20 protein-coding genes are annotated in these 15373 nt (G+C 67.7%); 4 read left to right on the plus strand and 16 right to left on the minus strand.

Features of this window, described 5'->3' with window-relative positions; translation table 11 throughout:
• Positions 1 to 26 precede the first annotated feature (26 nt).
• The 3 genes from ACFY3C_RS04275 to ACFY3C_RS04285 all read right to left on the minus strand — a co-directional run bounded on the left by ACFY3C_RS04275 (position 27) and on the right by ACFY3C_RS04285 (position 2574).
• Complete coding sequence (locus tag ACFY3C_RS04275; protein ID WP_390769635.1) at positions 27 to 1499, minus strand: alginate lyase family protein; 1473 nt, start codon at positions 1497 to 1499, stop codon at positions 27 to 29.
• 40 nt (positions 1500 to 1539) lie between these two features.
• The gene (locus tag ACFY3C_RS04280; protein ID WP_390769636.1) at positions 1540 to 1989 is read right to left on the minus strand and encodes a hypothetical protein; all 450 of its coding nucleotides are present in this window, start codon (positions 1987 to 1989) and stop codon (positions 1540 to 1542) included.
• 141 nt (positions 1990 to 2130) lie between these two features.
• Positions 2131 to 2574, minus strand: a complete 444-nt coding sequence (locus ACFY3C_RS04285) for a peptidase inhibitor family I36 protein (RefSeq protein ID WP_386581758.1) — start codon at positions 2572 to 2574, stop codon at positions 2131 to 2133.
• Between the two features lie 349 nt (positions 2575 to 2923).
• Here ACFY3C_RS04285 and ACFY3C_RS04290 point away from each other — a divergent pair, with 349 nt between their 5' ends.
• On the plus strand, positions 2924 to 3886 hold the full coding sequence (locus ACFY3C_RS04290) for a GlxA family transcriptional regulator (protein WP_386581759.1): 963 nt from the start codon (positions 2924 to 2926) through the stop codon (positions 3884 to 3886).
• A gap of 92 nt (positions 3887 to 3978) precedes the next feature.
• On the opposite strand, the gene ACFY3C_RS04295 is transcribed toward ACFY3C_RS04290, so the two are convergent.
• Entirely contained in the window at positions 3979 to 4281 is a 303-nt protein-coding gene (locus ACFY3C_RS04295) for a hypothetical protein (RefSeq protein ID WP_386581761.1), read from the minus strand.
• A gap of 159 nt (positions 4282 to 4440) precedes the next feature.
• Positions 4441 to 4929 carry a carboxymuconolactone decarboxylase family protein gene (locus tag ACFY3C_RS04300; protein WP_390769637.1) on the minus strand — a complete coding sequence of 163 codons (489 nt, stop codon included), beginning with the start codon at positions 4927 to 4929 and terminating at the stop codon, positions 4441 to 4443.
• A 340-nt stretch (positions 4930 to 5269) separates the two neighbouring features.
• Between ACFY3C_RS04300 and ACFY3C_RS04305 the strand changes: the two genes are divergently transcribed.
• Positions 5270 to 5566, plus strand: coding sequence for a hypothetical protein (locus ACFY3C_RS04305; protein WP_386581766.1), 297 nt, complete (start codon positions 5270 to 5272; stop codon positions 5564 to 5566).
• A gap of 448 nt (positions 5567 to 6014) precedes the next feature.
• On the opposite strand, the gene ACFY3C_RS04310 is transcribed toward ACFY3C_RS04305, so the two are convergent.
• Both ACFY3C_RS04310 and ACFY3C_RS04315 read right to left on the minus strand, forming a co-directional pair.
• Positions 6015 to 6557 (minus strand): MOSC domain-containing protein, encoded by a 543-nt coding sequence (locus ACFY3C_RS04310; protein ID WP_390769638.1) that lies wholly within the window; start codon positions 6555 to 6557, stop codon positions 6015 to 6017.
• 159 nt (positions 6558 to 6716) lie between these two features.
• A complete protein-coding gene (locus tag ACFY3C_RS04315; RefSeq protein ID WP_390769639.1) occupies positions 6717 to 7913 on the minus strand; it encodes a TIGR03118 family protein in 1197 nt (398 codons plus the stop codon).
• A 202-nt stretch (positions 7914 to 8115) separates the two neighbouring features.
• Between ACFY3C_RS04315 and ACFY3C_RS04320 the strand changes: the two genes are divergently transcribed.
• Positions 8116 to 8928, plus strand: a complete 813-nt coding sequence (locus ACFY3C_RS04320) for an inositol monophosphatase family protein (RefSeq protein ID WP_390769640.1) — start codon at positions 8116 to 8118, stop codon at positions 8926 to 8928.
• A 56-nt stretch (positions 8929 to 8984) separates the two neighbouring features.
• On the opposite strand, the gene ACFY3C_RS04325 is transcribed toward ACFY3C_RS04320, so the two are convergent.
• The 9 genes from ACFY3C_RS04325 to ACFY3C_RS04365 all read right to left on the minus strand — a co-directional run bounded on the left by ACFY3C_RS04325 (position 8985) and on the right by ACFY3C_RS04365 (position 14432).
• The gene (locus ACFY3C_RS04325; RefSeq protein WP_390769641.1) at positions 8985 to 9845 is read right to left on the minus strand and encodes a hypothetical protein; all 861 of its coding nucleotides are present in this window, start codon (positions 9843 to 9845) and stop codon (positions 8985 to 8987) included.
• Between the two features lie 129 nt (positions 9846 to 9974).
• Positions 9975 to 10457, minus strand: coding sequence for a hypothetical protein (locus ACFY3C_RS04330; RefSeq protein WP_390769642.1), 483 nt, complete (start codon positions 10455 to 10457; stop codon positions 9975 to 9977).
• Positions 10458 to 10541: 84 nt separating this feature from the next.
• Positions 10542 to 10766, minus strand: a complete 225-nt coding sequence (locus ACFY3C_RS04335) for a DUF397 domain-containing protein (RefSeq protein WP_389175410.1) — start codon at positions 10764 to 10766, stop codon at positions 10542 to 10544.
• Between the two features lie 339 nt (positions 10767 to 11105).
• On the minus strand, positions 11106 to 11321 hold the full coding sequence (locus ACFY3C_RS04340; RefSeq protein ID WP_390769643.1) for a hypothetical protein: 216 nt from the start codon (positions 11319 to 11321) through the stop codon (positions 11106 to 11108).
• A 62-nt stretch (positions 11322 to 11383) separates the two neighbouring features.
• Complete coding sequence (locus tag ACFY3C_RS04345; RefSeq protein WP_390769644.1) at positions 11384 to 12232, minus strand: helix-turn-helix domain-containing protein; 849 nt, start codon at positions 12230 to 12232, stop codon at positions 11384 to 11386.
• A 29-nt stretch (positions 12233 to 12261) separates the two neighbouring features.
• Positions 12262 to 12774, minus strand: a complete 513-nt coding sequence (locus ACFY3C_RS04350; RefSeq protein ID WP_390769645.1) for a DUF6879 family protein — start codon at positions 12772 to 12774, stop codon at positions 12262 to 12264.
• Positions 12752 to 12979: a hypothetical protein gene (locus ACFY3C_RS04355; RefSeq protein WP_390769646.1), complete on the minus strand. Its 228-nt coding sequence runs from the start codon at positions 12977 to 12979 to the stop codon at positions 12752 to 12754. Before ACFY3C_RS04355 ends, ACFY3C_RS04350 begins: the two co-directional genes overlap by 23 nt.
• 395 nt (positions 12980 to 13374) lie before the next feature.
• Positions 13375 to 13587, minus strand: a complete 213-nt coding sequence (locus ACFY3C_RS04360) for a DUF397 domain-containing protein (protein WP_386580312.1) — start codon at positions 13585 to 13587, stop codon at positions 13375 to 13377.
• Positions 13584 to 14432: a helix-turn-helix domain-containing protein gene (locus tag ACFY3C_RS04365; RefSeq protein ID WP_390769647.1), complete on the minus strand. Its 849-nt coding sequence runs from the start codon at positions 14430 to 14432 to the stop codon at positions 13584 to 13586. The genes ACFY3C_RS04360 and ACFY3C_RS04365 overlap by 4 nt, the downstream gene beginning before the upstream one ends.
• Positions 14433 to 14647: 215 nt before the next feature.
• Here ACFY3C_RS04365 and ACFY3C_RS04370 point away from each other — a divergent pair, with 215 nt between their 5' ends.
• Complete coding sequence (locus tag ACFY3C_RS04370; protein ID WP_386580310.1) at positions 14648 to 15277, plus strand: ATP-binding protein; 630 nt, start codon at positions 14648 to 14650, stop codon at positions 15275 to 15277.
• The last annotated feature ends 96 nt before the right edge of the window (positions 15278 to 15373 follow it).

Here is a 15373-nt window from a genome sequence, read left to right on the forward strand (position 1 = left end):
GACTGCCGTCACTGCCGTCACTGCCGTCACTGTTCCGGGCGCCGGGCGGTCCTGTCCCGTCGCCGGAGCAGCAGCAGCCCGCCGGCCACGGCGGTGACGCTCGCCGCGCCCAGCCAGCCGAGGACGTCGGCGGTGCCGGTCGCGGCGAGGTCGTGGCCGGGCTTGCCGGTCGACTGTGTCTGCGGGCGCGGGTCGGAGGCCCCGGCTGTCGGGCTGTGGCCGGAGGCTGTGGCGGTCGGGCCGGGGGAGGCCGGGGTCTGCGGTCGAGGGCTGCGGTCGCGGGTGAAGGTGAGTGTCCCGAAGCCGAGTTGGTCGTAGCCGCCGCTGTTGGGGCCGTAGTCCCCGCCGCCGCCCTCGGGTGCGGCCTTGGCGGCGATCCGGGTGAGGTAGGTGGCGGACAGGCCGCGGCGCCGGGTGTAGTGGTTGGCGATCATCGCCCAGATCGGGCGGGTCGTGGCCGGGTCGACGGCAGCGGCGGCGGTGGCCGTCTCACTCCCGGACCAGCCGCTGATCGCACCCTTCCTCCGTGTGTTGGGCGTGTACGGCACGGACTCCCCGAGGCTCCACTTGGCCACGTACTGGGCGCCCTTGAGGAAGCGGCTGTCGTCGTAGCCGTAGAGGTCGATGCCCTGGTTCCAGGCCATCTCGCAGATGGTGCCCATGAGGCCCACGCCGAGCAGGGCGTGCCCCTGGTCGCGGCCGGCCTCCAGCCACTCGGCGAGTCCGTCGGCGTGGACGACCGGGATGGCGTGCCGGACGGAGCCGAGACCGGAGCCCTGCTTGAAGTACGCGACGGCCTGGTCGACCCGGCCGCGGTCGTCGCAGAAGGTGCCGGTGGCCAGGACGCAGGCGAGGGCGCTCAGGTCCCAGTTGGGCCAGTAGTTGGTGACGACGGCGTTGTTGTGCCGTTCGAGGAAGGACTCGCTGAGCGCGGAGAAGACGTTCAGCAGGACCTTTCTGGCGGCGGGCAGGTCGAAGTCCGGGTGGTCGCGGACGAGTTCGGCGGCGTTGGCGAACTGGTAGCCGTACAGTCCGGCCGCGAGGAACCGGTCGGCGGACCCGGCGAGTGAGGTGAGCGTGCGCGACCAGCCGTTGAGGATCGCCACGGCCGTGTCGGCGTGGGCCTGTTCTCCGCTCACGTGGTGGCGGAGGGCGTTCTGGTAGGCGGCGTGGATGTCGTTGTAGAGGGTGGCGTAGTTCTGCGGGCTGCCGTCGCCCCGGTAGACGGTCGGCTGCGGGTTGGGCCGCCAGCCGCTCTGCGCATGCCGGTTGGCGGTGAGCCTCGCGTATCCGGCGGTCCAGGGCGCGGCGCCCGCCTTCACCTTGGCCGCCATCCGGGCGAGGTCGGTACGGGTGTGCAGCAGACCGGGGTGTGCGAAGGCGGCGGCAGCGGCGGCGGGTGCCGTACTCGCACTCGTACCGAGGGCGGTTGCCGCGGTCGCGACTCCCGCGGCCTTGACGAGACTCCGGCGGCTGATGGTCTGAGGTGTCACGTGCATGCCCCGGAGACGGACGACATCCGCCGCCGATAACAGAAACTCAGGCTCCGGTCGTCGACCCCGGCCGCACGATCATCAGGATCGTCACGGCCGCCCACAGCAGGTTGAACACTCCGGTGAACATGGCCAGTCGGACGGTCTTCTCGCGTGTGCCCTCACCCTCCACGAGCGCGGTCTGGGCGGGCAGCACCAGCGCGGCGAGTACGAGGGCGGCCAGCGCCGTGAGCGCGATGGACACGATCAGCCAGGCGCTGCCGAGCACGCCCATATTGCTCGCGGTGGCGAACCCGAAGACCGGGACGACGACACCGGCGACGGCGTAGACCTTGCAGATGCGGTGCAGCAGCTGCAGCGTCTCCGCGGCCCGGGCGTCGTCCGGGGCGGGCAGGGCCCGGCGGGCGGCGGGCGGGAACATGCTGGCGGCGACGGTGACGGGCCCGATGGCGACGATCGCGGCGAGGACGTGGACGGCGAGGAGGAACTTGGTCACGCAGGGACGTTAGGCGGGCGGCGGATCTTGGAGAAGTGGCGTGGCTGCCAGGGAGCGACTGATTCTCGCCAGAGGTGGCCGGGGCCGGAGGCGAGGGGCCACCCCCGCAGGCGCGACAGTGGCCCCGGTGTTCTTCCGCTGTTACAGCCAGCGAACCACGTCGACCGTGTCGTTCGTGGGCGGGGGCTCCTCAAGGTACTGCCCGGGGAACAGGGGCCGGTCCTGCTGGTCCTCCTCGTCGATGAGCAGGGCGGCGTAGCCGGTGTTGTTCACCCACGAGGAGACGTTGTCGGCGGCGCTGGGGCCGCCGACGCCGCCGGGCATGGGCAGCCGGCGCAGGTCGACGTAGTAGCCGGCGCCGATGCCGTACGCCGGGCCCTGGCGGCCGTAGTCGCGGTACAGGCACAGGGTGGCGGGCGGACAGGGCTCGCTGTCTTCGAGGTGGATCACGCCGGGGGGCAGGGCGGCGGCGGGTGCCGCGGCGGCGTTGGCCGGTGCGGCGGACAGCGGCAGCAGCAGGGCGGCCGCGGCGGCCGCGGCAGCGGCGGTTGCGCGGGCCAGAGTGAGGGGGCGCCTGATGGTCATCGTCTTCCGATCCTCCTGAAGAGGGGGCGGTGGTTTCCGTTCGGGCTGGTACGTCCCCTCACCCGCGACTGGTCACGCAATGGAGTCGATCTGTGACGCGAAGTCACCACACTGGCCGGGGGACCGCTCTTGCGCCTTCCTGGTACGTGCCTGACCTGCGCCGACAGTGGCCCGCGGCGATCGGCTGAAGCGTTTCCGCGTACGTCGTGGCAGCCGTGCCCCGTCCTCCTTGCCGGTGATCGCGTAGCACGGGGTGCCGCGCGACGATCCCGGTTGCGCGCTCCGGCCCGGGCGAGTTGCGGGCGGCAGTGCAGCTGGCGACAATCCGTCGCACTGCTACGTTCTTGCCATGCACGCCGTGGCCGTCCTGGCGCTGGACCAGGTGATCCCGTTCGACCTGTCCGTCCCGATCGACACCTTCGGCTGGGCCCGGCTGCCGGACGGGCGGCCCGCCTACCGGGTGCGGGTCTGCTCCCCGGCGGGGGAGGTGAGCGCGGGTGCGGGGGTCTTCACGGTGCGGGCGCCGTACGGCCTGGAGGCGCTGGCGGAGGCGGACACGATCATGCTGCCGGGCGTCGCCGACCCGACCGCGCCGCTGCCGCCGGGCGTCGCGGAGGCGTTGTGCGCGGCGGCGGCGAACGGGACGCGCGTAGCGTCGATCTGCGTGGGCGCGTTCGTGTTCGCGGCGACGGGTCTGCTGGACGGTTGGCGGGCGACGACGCACTGGAGGGCGGCCGGGGACCTCGCCGCGATGTACCCGAAGATCACCGTCGACCCGAACGTCCTCTACGTCGACAACGGCCAGTTCCTCACCTCGGCGGGCGCGGCCGCGGCCATGGACATGTGCCTGCACATGATCCGCAAGGACCACGGCTCGGCGGTCGCCGCGCACGCGGCCCGGATGTCCGTGATGCCGCTGGAACGGGAGGGCGGGCAGGCCCAGTTCATCGTCCACGACCTGCCTCCGGCCCCGGCCGGAGCGACCCTGGAGCCCCTCCTGACCTGGCTGGAGCACAACTGCGACCGCGACCTCACCCTGGACGAGATCGCGGCACAGGCCCGCATGAGCAGCCGCACCCTCAACCGCCGCTTCCGCGAGCAGACCGGTACGACACCTCTGCAGTGGCTGCACCGGGCGCGGGTACGGCGGGCGCAGTACCTGCTGGAGACGACGCCGTACCCGGTGGAACGGATCGCGGCCCAGGCGGGCTTCGGGTCGCCGACGGCTTTCCGGGAGCGGTTCCGCCGGGTGGTGGGGACGAGTCCGCAGGCGTATCGGCGGTCGTTTCGGTCGGCGAACGGGGTGGGGTGATTCAGATGTGGGCTGACTCGGCCCCGGCGGTCCGGTCGGCGAACGAGGTCGGCTGGCTCAGCCTCGGCGGTCGGCGAATGACGTGGGGATACTCAGCCCCGGCGGTCGGCGACAGCCCAGGAGGCCAGGGCCACGGCGCCCGCGACACCGAAGACCGACGGCCACGCGCCGACCTTCTTCGCCAGCGGGTGGGATCCGGCGAACGCGGCGACGTACGCGGCGGTCAGCGCACCGGCGGCCTTCCCGCCTGCCTGTTGCCGCCACTGCTGCGCGGCGGCGGCCCCCGCGACGGCCAGGACGGCCCCGCCGAGCTGTCGCTTCTTGGTCCAACGAGCGACGCCGTAACCACCGACGAGCCCGGTCGCGGCGATCACCGAGCTGGGAACCTTCGCCATGTCTGCCTCCCTTTGTCTGTGCCCTGAGGCTAACGCCGGGATCGGCGGACGAGCTGAACCTGAGTCGGGGCTTGTCAAGTTTCCGACGACCCCGGAGGAACCGAGGGAGATGAGCTTCTGATATCGGCAGGCTCTGATATCGGCGAGTTCCTGGTGAAGTCAGTCCCACTGCTCGGCCGCGAGGGAGCTGACCGGCTGGGGCTTGCCGATGACGGCCAGGGCGATGAAGAAGTTGATCTGGCCGATCGCGATGGTGAGGGTGGCCAGCGCCTTCTTGTCGTAGTGCTTCGCCACCTCGGCGTACAGCTCGTCGGAGACGCGCTCCTGGCCGTGCGGGGCGGGCTGGAGGGTGGCCTCCACCAAGGCGAGGGCGGCGCGCTCGGCGTCCGTGAAGTACGGGGCGTCCTGCCAGGAGGAGACGGCCGTGATGCGCTCCTCGGACTCCCCGGCCTTGCGCAGGAAACCGGTGTTCAGGACCGTCAGGTAGGTGTTCCCGACGATCTGCCCGGCGCGCAGGTGGACGAGGCTCATCGTGGCGCGCGGCACCGAGCGGTTGCCCGTGGCTCGGAAGAGGGCGGCGCTGATGTCGTTCAGCTCGGGGACGAACTCGGCCGGGTTGGGCATACGGGAGATCGAGGTGTTCGTCATGTCTGCTCTCCTTGGCGTGGGCCTTGGTTGGCGTCTTCACAGCACTGACGGACGGGCGTACGGGGATGTGACAGGAGTCGGGAGAGATCTTTTTCCGGCGTGCTCCGGGCCTGGTGGGAGCCTGTCTTTGCCTCAACTTCCCTCGTGCAAGGAGTTGTTGATGCCGACAGCACCCGATGCGGCGACGGAGGCGGCAAACCCGTGGCGAGAGATTCGCGCACGTGTACGGCAGTAGCGCGGCACCCTCACCGCTGCCTCGTTCGCCCCGACGGGTGTGCCGACCCTTCATCGTCGAGGCGCGTGGCGGGCGTGGCCTTCAAGCCATGGAAGGATCGGTGCCATGGGCGGCACCGAGAAGCGCTGGGTGTACCGGGTCGACGAGCCGCACGGTTCGGAGGGCTGGCGCCCCTACGGCGGCCACCCCGGGCGCCGGCAGGGGACCGTCACCACCGACGACCCGGCCCATGGCGCGCAGTACGTCGCCGCGCTCGTCGTCACCGACCTGGTGACCGAGTGGGAGGTGCGTGGCATCGGGGAGAGGCATGTGCGCGTGATCGTCTGGGAGGACGAGGAAGGCGTCGGCCCCGAGGACGCGGTTTTCACCGTGGAGATCCAGCCCGACATCGACGCAGGGTGACCAGCTGGTCGCATGCGGATATCCGGAGGCACTACCGGGTACAAAAACAGTCCCCGGTAGTGCTGCACGTGTCCTGAAGCTTCAGTCGTCACTGTCGCCTCGGTATCGCGCCGGCTTGCCGGGGGCCTGAACCACATCCTGTCCAAGTCACTCCGTCGATTAGACGTCCTCATCGACTTTGTGGCTCTTTCGGTGTTGTGGTCTAGTAATGGCCTAGTATGCGATACGTCATGAGTCAATAGGTATTGGGTAAAATTTTCGCATTTGGCGGCGGGGGGAGCCGTGAAGAGGACGGGCCGTCGGCCACGCAGCGCGCGGCCCAGCATGAGCGCGGCGGACACACGGTCGCCGGCTACGCCATCCACTGGGACAGCCCGAAGGGGCCGTACGAGGCGACAAGGGCGTTCCTGTCCACCACCTGAACACCCTTCCCCTGACAGGTCGCCTTTCAGACCCGCTCAAGCGCCCGATGCGGGCGGTCAGGCAGCTCCACGGCGATGGGATCCCCGGGCCGCACCACGCCCCCCACCTTCACCACACCCATGACCCCGGCCTTGTGCACGACGCGCCCGTCCTCACCGCGCCCCACGACCTCCTTCAGGAGCCCCTTCTGAAAGTTGTCGATCTGAGCACAGGGATTGCGCAGCCCGGTCACTTCGACGACGGCGTCGTCTCCGATCCGCAGCAACGCCCCGGTGGGCAGCCCCAGCAGATCGATCCCCCGGGTGGTGATGTTCTCCCCTAGCTCCCCGGCCACCACCCGGAACCCGTTGCCCGCGACCTCCTCGAAAAGCTCCTCATGAATGAGGTGCACCTGACGCAGGTTGGGCTGCGTCGGATCCTGAGCAACGCGGGACCGATGCTTGACGGTGACGCCGGCATGCACGTCCCCCTCGACCCCGAGCCCGGCGAGCAGCGTGATGCTCTCCCGATTCGGCTTGGTGAAGGAGTACTCCCCGTTACTGCTCACAGCAGTGACAGCCCCACCCATGTCGCAACCCCGTTTCCGCCGCTTGTCCGCTCTCAGCTCCAAGATCAGCCGAGAGCCTAACCCGCCTCAGGTGTGACCCGATAGCGGTGGGCTGGGGAGGGGCGGGTGCTCGCCCGACGGGTGATCCGCCGGACAAGCACCCGAAGGTACGGCGACGTCCTACTTCTCGGCGCGGAGGGTGCCGAGGAGTCCGTTCTCCTCGTCGTTGATGCCCGCGGCGAACCAGACGCTGTTACGGCCGCCCGACTTGTCGGTGCCGCGCTGGAGCCCCCACAGCCCGTCGATCACGATCGGGTCCCCGTTGCGGTCCTCAAGGGTTCCCTCGAAGTCGCCGGTCCGCAGGTCGAAGACGTTGATCTTGCCGTCACCGAAGTTGCCGACGAGCAGGTCGCCGGAGAACTTCCCGAACTTCTCGGGCGCCGTCTCCAGACCCCAGGGCGAGTTGAGCGGGCCGTTGCTCGCGAAGCGCTTGAGGAGCTTGCCCTCGGTGCTGAACACGTTGATGAAGCCGTTGCCGGGACCGGGGACGTCGTCCTCCTTGTCCTCGTCCTGCTTGGCGTAGGTCACGAAGACCTTGTCGCCGATCAGCTTGACGTCGAACGGCGCGAAGTCGTCCGGGAGGTTCGGGTCCTGGAATCGGCCGTCCGGCGGCAGGAGGTCGAAGTTCGTGTCGAAGCTGTCGATGCGGGCGTCACGGAAGTTCGCGACCAGCACACGCGGCTCGTGGCACTTGCCGCCCTTCTTGCAGTCCTGCCCGCGCTTCTTGTTGCCTCCGTTCTCCTTCTTGCCCGGCACGAGCGCCAGGCCCTTGAAGACGGCGTTCTCCTCGCCACTGTTCTCGTGCGCGACCCGGACGGCGCTCGTCGGGTTCACGTTCTTGTTGAAGGCGAAGATGTCACCGTCCTCCCCCGCGAAGAGGTAACGGGCGACCCCGGACCTCCCCGACTGGGGGTCAGTGAAGCGAAACCTGTCGGTGTCGTTGCGCACGACCCCGGTCGGGGCGCCGCCCTCGGGGATCGACACGACCGGGGAGAGGATGTTGACCGGCTTGTTGTCCCGGGCGCCCGAGTACGTCGTGGCCAGGTTCGAGCCGTTGTCCGAGACGAAGATGTTGCCGGAGGGCGTACGGACCAGACCCCAGGGGTTGACCAGGTTCCGGTCGGTCTTCTCCGCCCTGCCCGGGATGTCGGACACCAGGTCGCGCTCCCGGAACCCGTGATCGGCCCTGCGCGGCGAGCCCGCGGCCCCGGCCGGCGTAGCGGCGACGAGCGCGCCGAGCGTACCGAGGGCGAGCGTGACCGTGGTCAGCCGCTGCAGGCTGGGGCGGGGTCTACGGGCGGGTGCCTGTGATGCCATGCGGATTACTCCTGTTCAAGTACGGGCAAACCGCTAGAAGTAATCTCATGTGAGCGCATATATACACATAAGCGACACGCAGGGCTCGTGATCGTTGGACGGAATTTGACGCTGCCGTCCATCGGCGCCCGCGGCGAGCACCGGTGCGGAGCCATGGCATCCTTCCCGAGGACCGTCCCTGACCCGACCGGCGGTGAACCCTGTGAACGACGACCTGGACCTGGATCTGGACCTGGACCTCGACCGGGCTCTGGCGGTCGCGACCGACTTGGCAGCCTGGGCATCAGAGACGATCCGCCGCCCGCGTGACGGCGGTGTGCGGGAGAAGGCAAGCCCGGCAGACATCGTCACGCAGACGGACGAGACCATCGAGGCCCACGTCCGCTCGGTCCTACGGGCGTCCTTCCCGAACCACGGCATCGAGGGCGAGGAATACGGCACCGACAAGCCGACAACCCCGAACGCACCGTACTGGGTGGTGGACCCGGTGGACGGCACGACAAACTACGCCCACGGCATCGGCTGGTGCTCCTTCTCCCTGGGCCTGGCGGCCCCCGACGGCACCCCACTACTCGGCTTGGTGGCCGACCCATGGCGAGGCGAGACCTTCACGGCAATCCGAGGAAGAGGCGCCCACCTGAACGGCACCCCGACCCGCGCAGCCACCCACACCACCCTCACGGGCCACCTCTTCCTCACGGAATGGGCAGCCCACGCCCACTGGCCGGGCCTGGACACCCTCCTCACCGCTCTGTCCGCCCGTCACTGCACGGCAAGGGTGATGGGCTCGACGGCCCTGTCCCTGGCCCAGGTGGCAGCAGGTCGGGCCACGGTCGCAGCCATCGGCGAATTCCATGCGGTGGACGGGCTTCCGGCGTACCTGATTGCGAGGGAGGCGGGGGCGGTGGCGCTCCCTCAGGTGCCTGTGTATGACGAGCCGTTGCTGCTGATGGCGCCTGGTGTGGTGGTGGAGATGTCGGAGCTGTGGGGCACTATCCGGAATGGAGAGGCGTAGAAGGTCCAGAAAGCCGCCACGTGTCCCAAAAAAACGGCCGTGCTTATGCCTCCCTTTTACGCTGTCCTCTGAAGCTCAGCGACAACCTGCTTCGCCATGTGACGTGCTGGCTCCAGCCGAGGATCCTCCCGATGGGCACTCGGCCCGAGGATCTTCGAGCACACGAACAACGTCATCAACTGGCCGTCGCGACTCCTGAAGTCCGAGCGACGCTCTCGCCGTACACGATCGGCCAGAGGCGGGACGGCAAGGGAACTTGCCCACAACGAGGCGGAGTCCAGCCCCAGCGGTGCGATTCCCCAGTCCTCCCAGTCAAAGAGACTGAACGTCGGGGCGGTCATGTTGGCCCAGTTCAGATCGGCGTGAGCCGGCACCCACCGCTCAATGGTCGTATCGAAGTCGCTGGGAAAGACACTACGGATGGACTCGGTGACGAGGGATTGGGTGATAGTGACGGTGTCCGGTGTGGCGATGCGCCCGGTGTCCTGAGTCGCGAGGGCATCCAGCGAGACGTTGAGCGCCTGCCACCACTCATCCGGCAGCCCTGGGTCTCCACCGAGCACAGCGGCTCCAACAGGTGAACCAGGCAGGAGCCGGGTCTCATCAGCTCGCCACACCACCGGCTCGCTCGCGTCCTGCCAGACTACGCACCCAAGCCATGCGGGCTGCGCGACGCCCTCCAGACGTGCAGCGCACTCCGTGCCGTTCCAGCCCTGGACTCCGATCCTGTCGACCGCCCGTTTCTCGACGCGTACCCACGTTCCCCGGTCCGTCTGTGCCCCGACCGTGCGGCGCTTACGCACGACCGTGTCGCGGTCCAGGCAGGTGTCAAGCGACCGCTCCACCCGATCGAGCACGTGATCAACTGACTCGACCCGCAGGTCGAACGATCGAGCTGCGGATGCCGGGGGCGTCATAGGGACGACCGTAGCGGCGCAACCTTGCGCAGTGAATCTTTGCCCTGCCTTGGACCCTCGGAGAATCACGCCCGCGTAGACCTCACTTCCGTGCCGGTGGCCGGTGCCGATCCCGGGGAATCAGGCTGGTCACACCATCCCTGTGCGCTCAACGGGACACGTCAGTTCAGGCTTTGAACGGTTCGGAGAGCACGTCACCACCGCCAGCGACAGGTACGAGGGGCGTTCGAGATAGAACCCGAGAGACACATCGCCCCCGAAGCTCAGCTTCTCAACAACGGAGTTGGCTAGGAACGCGAGATCGTTGAAGCTGCGCTCCCATTCGGAGGCAAACCGGGGCGCGTACTCGGCCACGCGCGCCTCGATCCAGGCGGCCGCGTACTTCGCCTCATCCCACGTGCCACGAACTAAGGAGCGCGGTTTGACGAGCCAGTAAGCCGTCTCCAGCGGAGGGAGATCCACGGTCGGGAACTCCGCTGCCACCTCGCGATGGCGCTGGATCAGCTCCGGCTTACTTCCGGCCGGCGGCGGCTCGGGATGCGGAGGCCGCCGGAGGGCCTCCTGGTCGAAACGCTCTTTCGCCCCAACCCATTGATAGCCGTGGTAATGCACCAGTCGTTCCTGTCGGGCGTCGAAGGTCGGGGGAGGACCGGTCCCGGTTCCACGCGGGAGCCGGGACCGGTCCTCGGGGGGAGATCAGACAGGCAGCCCGAACCTCGCCGGATCGATGCCGGCTGCGTCCAGCTCCTCCGTGGTGAACCGCAGCGGCTCCACATCCGGCCGCTTGCTGTCCCCCAGCGCCCAGGCGTCGTCGCCGATCCGGGCGAGGGTCACGCACCCCTCAGTGCAGGGACCTCCGCACGCCTTCACGAAGGAGGCCCCGCTGATGTCGAGCCCGTACAGCTTGGTTCCGTCAAGCATTACTGCACCTTCCTGCTCAGCTGACGCGGCCATGAATGACCGCCGCCGCCCATCCCGGGCGGGAGATCTTGGAGTGACACAGATGCCTCGGGGCGCGGCGGAGCTATCCCCGGTGGGAGGAAACGGTCACACGAGCGCGGTCAGTGCATGTACGCCGGAACAGGTCGTGGCCCGTCTTGGCCGTGTGCCGCATGGCCCACGCGGAGCACTTTTCGTCTCGGTCGGCGATGTGAGAGTCGGCGCAGCCGAAGGTCGCGCAGAAGATCTCCCATGTCACGCCGCCCTCGTTCACGTGACTGATCGTGTAGTTCACGAATCGCCATACAGAACGCGCTGGCATCAGAACCGCCTCGTGTTCATCTCGGTCACGCGTGCTCGCAGGCGTTCGTTGGCGTCGGCCGACCGGAGCTCGTCCGGGTCTGCCTCCCATTCGATGCCCCCACCCAAGGGGCGCAGCAGGGCCCGTCCCGCCTGGTAGTCCACTACCTCACCGACACGGTCTCGCTTGGTGTCGTAGACCAGCTCACCTACGTCAGGAGTCACCGTTTCCGCCATGCGAATCACGCTAGGTAGCGGCCAGGTGCGCCCTCAACGAACGTGCCAGAACTTGCCGACGATCACCCGAGTGCGTCGATCGCCGAGGTGATCAGCTCGCGAGCCTTCGAGCCGTAGACGGCCAACTCCTGCAGTGCAGAGAAGGTCTGCGCATACAGGTCGATCTCGTGGCTCTGCGTCACAGTGAGGTGCGCGGAGACCAGCTCGACGTTGGCGACCTCGGCGTCGTACAGAAAGAAGCCCTCAACGGGCCAGATGCGAGACCGGTCCGCGGTCAGCGGGATGATCCCGAGCGAGACGGACGGGAGGGAGGCGGCGGACAGTAGGTGGCCAAGCTGTCCGGCCATGACCTCGGGGCCGCCGATGCGGTAGCGAAGCGCGGCCTCCTCCAGCACGATTGCGAAGCTGTGGTCGCCTTCGTGGATGACGTGCTGCTTGGCAACACGGACGCGCACCGCTTCTTCGACGTCATCGACCAATTGCCGGCGATCGCGGATCGACGTCAGCACCGCCTCAATGTAGGGGGCCGTCTGTACTGGGCTCGGGATGAGCCAGGACGAGTAAATACGAAAACGGCGGGTGCGCTCCCAGAGTGGGACCACAGACTCTTGCGCGCGACGCAGACCGGATCGCTCCATGCGCCGCCACTCGACGTACATGCCGTCGATACCGCGTGCCGTCGTGACGAGATCGTCAGCGAGGTGGGGCACACCGCAGTGCAGCGCCCATGCCCGAAGATCGGCTTCAGAGGGACTACGAGCCGCACTCTCGTACCGAGAGCACTTGGATTCGTGCCAGCCGGCAAGCTCAGCCAACGCCCGCGCCGTGAGACCGGCGTCAAGCCGGATCTCGCGCAGGCGTTGGCCGAGCGCCTTACGGGCTTCCTGAATGCTGGAGGAAGGGGACGACATGGCGCTGCGTTGGACTCTTCCCCTGCCGATCAGGCGAGTTGGTAGTCGGCGTGAGGGACACCCAGTTTCCAGACCGCTTCAAAGGCACTCGCGCACAGCTTGATTTCCTGGGGATCGGTGCTGAGAGATGGCTCCAGCCACTCACCCTCGCCGTCGAAGTGGTTCACGAGTAGCAGGGACGAGTCGAACAGCCAGAAGTCGTTGCCTGGCAGAGCGACGCCGGTGGCCTTTCTGCGAGGCAGCCAGCGTACTTCTTCGCCTGCGGCTATGTTCAGGCCGTTGGTCACCTCATGCTCGAACCGGATGTACTTGCTCACCGGCTCGGACACGACACGGGCGCGGCGGACCTTCACTCCTCGGCTCGTCGCCTCGGCGACCAGGGCGAGCCAGTCAGCCCACCTTTCAGCGGGGTCGATCACCGCGCCGGCGTCCCAGTCGATGTACGCCGGATCCGACTTCATGTAGGCGTCCCGCATCTCCAGATGGACTGCCGATGCGCGGCAGTCGCGGAACAGCTCCTCAAACGTCGGAACCGTGGTCACGCTGTACCTCCAAGAAGAACTGGACCATGCGTCGCGGGATCTCCACCACGGACTCGTGGCCGGGGATGTCCATCTGGCCGAGCCGCTCGTCGTCCAGCACCTTCCATCCCTGCACGAGATAGGTGTCCTTCTCCTCGTCCAGATACACAGTGGGCGAGCCACCGCTCGGGCTCTCGGGGTCCTTGCCGAGCTTACGCAGGGTCATAGGTCCACCTCCGTCGTAGGTGACGATCCGTATGCCAGAGCCTGCCGCCCAAGACGCTTCAGAGGGCAGAAGCTTGCCAGAACTTGCCAGAAGTGACGAAGCAATCCCCTGCGGCGAGGGGTGCGCACACATTGCCGGCCGAGTCGGACGGCGTCATCACGTGGCGTTGCGGCGGGCTTCGAAGCTGTCATTACAGGAGAAGAGAAGGGCCGTGATCGAAGCGGAGAGCTGAAGGCCCGGGATCCGCTCGCCCGAGGGTGCTCACGCGGCAGATCGATGAGCGTGCGACAGCTGGCGATGAGGCGTACCGGGTCACGTACTACGACCGGCCCGACGGCTCGTTGAACAAGGCTGACCAGGGGATGTGGCGGGGCGAAGCCGCCGTTCAGGTGCCGTCAGCCTTCGGCGCCATGCTTCACGGAACGTATGAAGGAGAGCCAAGCCCCGCTGCCGACGGTGATCTCAGGTCCGTCTGCGCTCTTCGAGTCCCGCACCAAGGTCCGGTCATCCGTCAGTGCGCACTTGACGCACTCCCCTCCCGCACCGTTGCTGTACGACGACGTGCGCCATATCGGTCGGCTGCTCCCGTCCAGGGCTGCAATGCTCAACTCGCGTATCCCTTCAAGACCGTTTCGATGAGTTGGGCCGAACGCTGAGGGCTCAGGGCGGCAGCCCGGAGGCCGTCGAAAGCCCGGGTGTACTCACGGACATGATGCTCGCCCTCCAAGTAGACAGCATCAGTGATGCCGTCCCGGTAGACGATGTCGGGATCCTCAGGGGCAGGAAAGCCCAGCATGGTGAAGGAGCCCGTGGCCGGATAGGTGCCCGAGTCGAAGGGGAGGACCTGCAGAGTCACGGTCGGCAACTGGGCTGTGTCCAGGACGCGTTCGACCTGTTCCCGCATCAACCCCCGATCCCCGATGACGTTGCGCAGAGCGCCTTCGTTCACGATGAACCAGGCTTCTGGCGCATCGGGCCGCGTCAGCATGGCTTGGCGCTCCATGCGCACTTGTACGGCCCTGTCGATGTCCTCGGCGGACATGTGCGCACCGGTCTTGTGGAGCTCGGAGGCGTAGGCGTGGGTCTGCATGAGGCCGGGCACCAACTCGCACTGGTACTGGCGGAAGCTGGACGCGTCCTGTTCCAGGCCGATGTAGATGTTGAACCACTCCGGAACACCTGAGCCGTGGACCTGCCACCAGCCCCGTACCTTGGCCTGGCGGGCCAGCGACTTGAGAAACTCGCGCAGCTCGTCGCTGGTGCCGTAGAACCTGCACAGGGCATCGATGTCCGAGGGCTGGACCCGGCCGCTGCCCGTCTCCATACGGTTGACCTTGGAGCCGCTCCAGTCCAGAGCCTGGCCGACCTGGGCGCAGGTCAGCGTGCTCTGCTCACGAAGCTTCTTCAGTTCGATGGAGAGGCGGCGCCGGCGTGCCGTGGGTGATCCGGCCATATCAACCCCGTTTCGAATAGCGGGCGTTCAGTCTCGCGCCAAGGGGTGGGCTTGCCAATCACTCGGAAGTGGGAATCCCGCTGTGCACATTGCATGAAGGGATTCGCTCGTCGCACTCTGATGGCAACGCAACTCATCGTGATCCCCTGTGACGCTGTGTGGTTCATGGGGTGTCGCCTGCGACGAGAGGGGTTTTCGTGGGGCAGGAAGCGTGCATGACGCGCAAACCGTGGGACCTTGCCTTCACCGCCGAGCCGACGGAAGTGGCCGCCTTGCGACGGGCTATGCGGCTGCACCTCGGCATCTGGGGTTTGCACGAAGTCACCGACGAAGCTCAGCTCTGCGTGAGCGAGTTGGCGTCCAACATCATCACGCACGTCGGCCCTGGCACCCCGGCCACACTCGCGGTTTCGATGAACGGAGTGCACCTGCGTATCGAGGTCCACGATCCCGATACGCGCGTTCTGCCCACCCTCCTCGACGCGAATCTGGACTCGGAGGGCGGGCGAGGCATGGCCCTCGTCGACGCGATCGCCGCCCGCTGGGGTGTGCAGCTCCGCCTCGACCGGAAGGTCACCTGGTGTGAGCTGACAACCGGTCTCACCTCACCGAACGGTCACGTGGAGGGCCCCGGCGTGCAGCGGGCCGAGGCCCTGTTGGAGTTCTACGCAGGTGCGAAACCGCCCCTCCGGCCCGGCTCGGGAAAGCTGGGGAGGGCTGTGGCCGAGGAGTCGGCGATCACGGTCATCGCGGACTTTCTTCATTGGCTCCGCGCGCACGGCTGCGACGTGGACGAGGCGTTGGATCGTGCTCAGACCCGCTACGACGCTGAACTGGGCAGTTGAAGCGAACGGATTGCCTCGCGGGTTGAGTACCTGACGGCGGGAACCGGCCGAGACGTCCCCGTACATGGCGAGCAGAAGTGCATCGTGCAAGCCACC

The organism is Streptomyces sp. NPDC001410, assembly GCF_042895235.1.
In the GTDB taxonomy this organism is placed as follows: domain Bacteria; phylum Actinomycetota; class Actinomycetes; order Streptomycetales; family Streptomycetaceae; genus Streptomyces.

Excerpts from the sequence above, each read along its gene's own strand:
- ACFY3C_RS04275 (WP_390769635.1), bottom strand. The coding sequence starts at position 1,499 with ATGCACGTGACACCTCAGACCATCAGCCGCCGGAGTCTCGTCAAGGCC.
- ACFY3C_RS04285 (WP_386581758.1), bottom strand. The coding sequence starts at position 2,574 with ATGACCATCAGGCGCCCCCTCACTCTGGCCCGCGCAACCGCCGCTGCC.
- ACFY3C_RS04290 (WP_386581759.1), top strand. The coding sequence starts at position 2,924 with ATGCACGCCGTGGCCGTCCTGGCGCTGGACCAGGTGATCCCGTTCGAC.
- ACFY3C_RS04295 (WP_386581761.1), bottom strand. The coding sequence starts at position 4,281 with ATGGCGAAGGTTCCCAGCTCGGTGATCGCCGCGACCGGGCTCGTCGGT.
- ACFY3C_RS04300 (WP_390769637.1), bottom strand. The coding sequence starts at position 4,929 with ATGACGAACACCTCGATCTCCCGTATGCCCAACCCGGCCGAGTTCGTC.
- ACFY3C_RS04305 (WP_386581766.1), top strand. The coding sequence starts at position 5,270 with ATGGGCGGCACCGAGAAGCGCTGGGTGTACCGGGTCGACGAGCCGCAC.
- ACFY3C_RS04310 (WP_390769638.1), bottom strand. The coding sequence starts at position 6,557 with ATGGGTGGGGCTGTCACTGCTGTGAGCAGTAACGGGGAGTACTCCTTC.
- ACFY3C_RS04315 (WP_390769639.1), bottom strand. The coding sequence starts at position 7,913 with ATGGCATCACAGGCACCCGCCCGTAGACCCCGCCCCAGCCTGCAGCGG.
- ACFY3C_RS04325 (WP_390769641.1), bottom strand. The coding sequence starts at position 9,845 with ATGACGCCCCCGGCATCCGCAGCTCGATCGTTCGACCTGCGGGTCGAG.
- ACFY3C_RS04335 (WP_389175410.1), bottom strand. The coding sequence starts at position 10,766 with ATGCTTGACGGAACCAAGCTGTACGGGCTCGACATCAGCGGGGCCTCC.
- ACFY3C_RS04340 (WP_390769643.1), bottom strand. The coding sequence starts at position 11,321 with ATGGCGGAAACGGTGACTCCTGACGTAGGTGAGCTGGTCTACGACACC.
- ACFY3C_RS04345 (WP_390769644.1), bottom strand. The coding sequence starts at position 12,232 with ATGTCGTCCCCTTCCTCCAGCATTCAGGAAGCCCGTAAGGCGCTCGGC.
- ACFY3C_RS04355 (WP_390769646.1), bottom strand. The coding sequence starts at position 12,979 with ATGACCCTGCGTAAGCTCGGCAAGGACCCCGAGAGCCCGAGCGGTGGC.
- ACFY3C_RS04365 (WP_390769647.1), bottom strand. The coding sequence starts at position 14,432 with ATGGCCGGATCACCCACGGCACGCCGGCGCCGCCTCTCCATCGAACTG.
- ACFY3C_RS04370 (WP_386580310.1), top strand. The coding sequence starts at position 14,648 with ATGACGCGCAAACCGTGGGACCTTGCCTTCACCGCCGAGCCGACGGAA.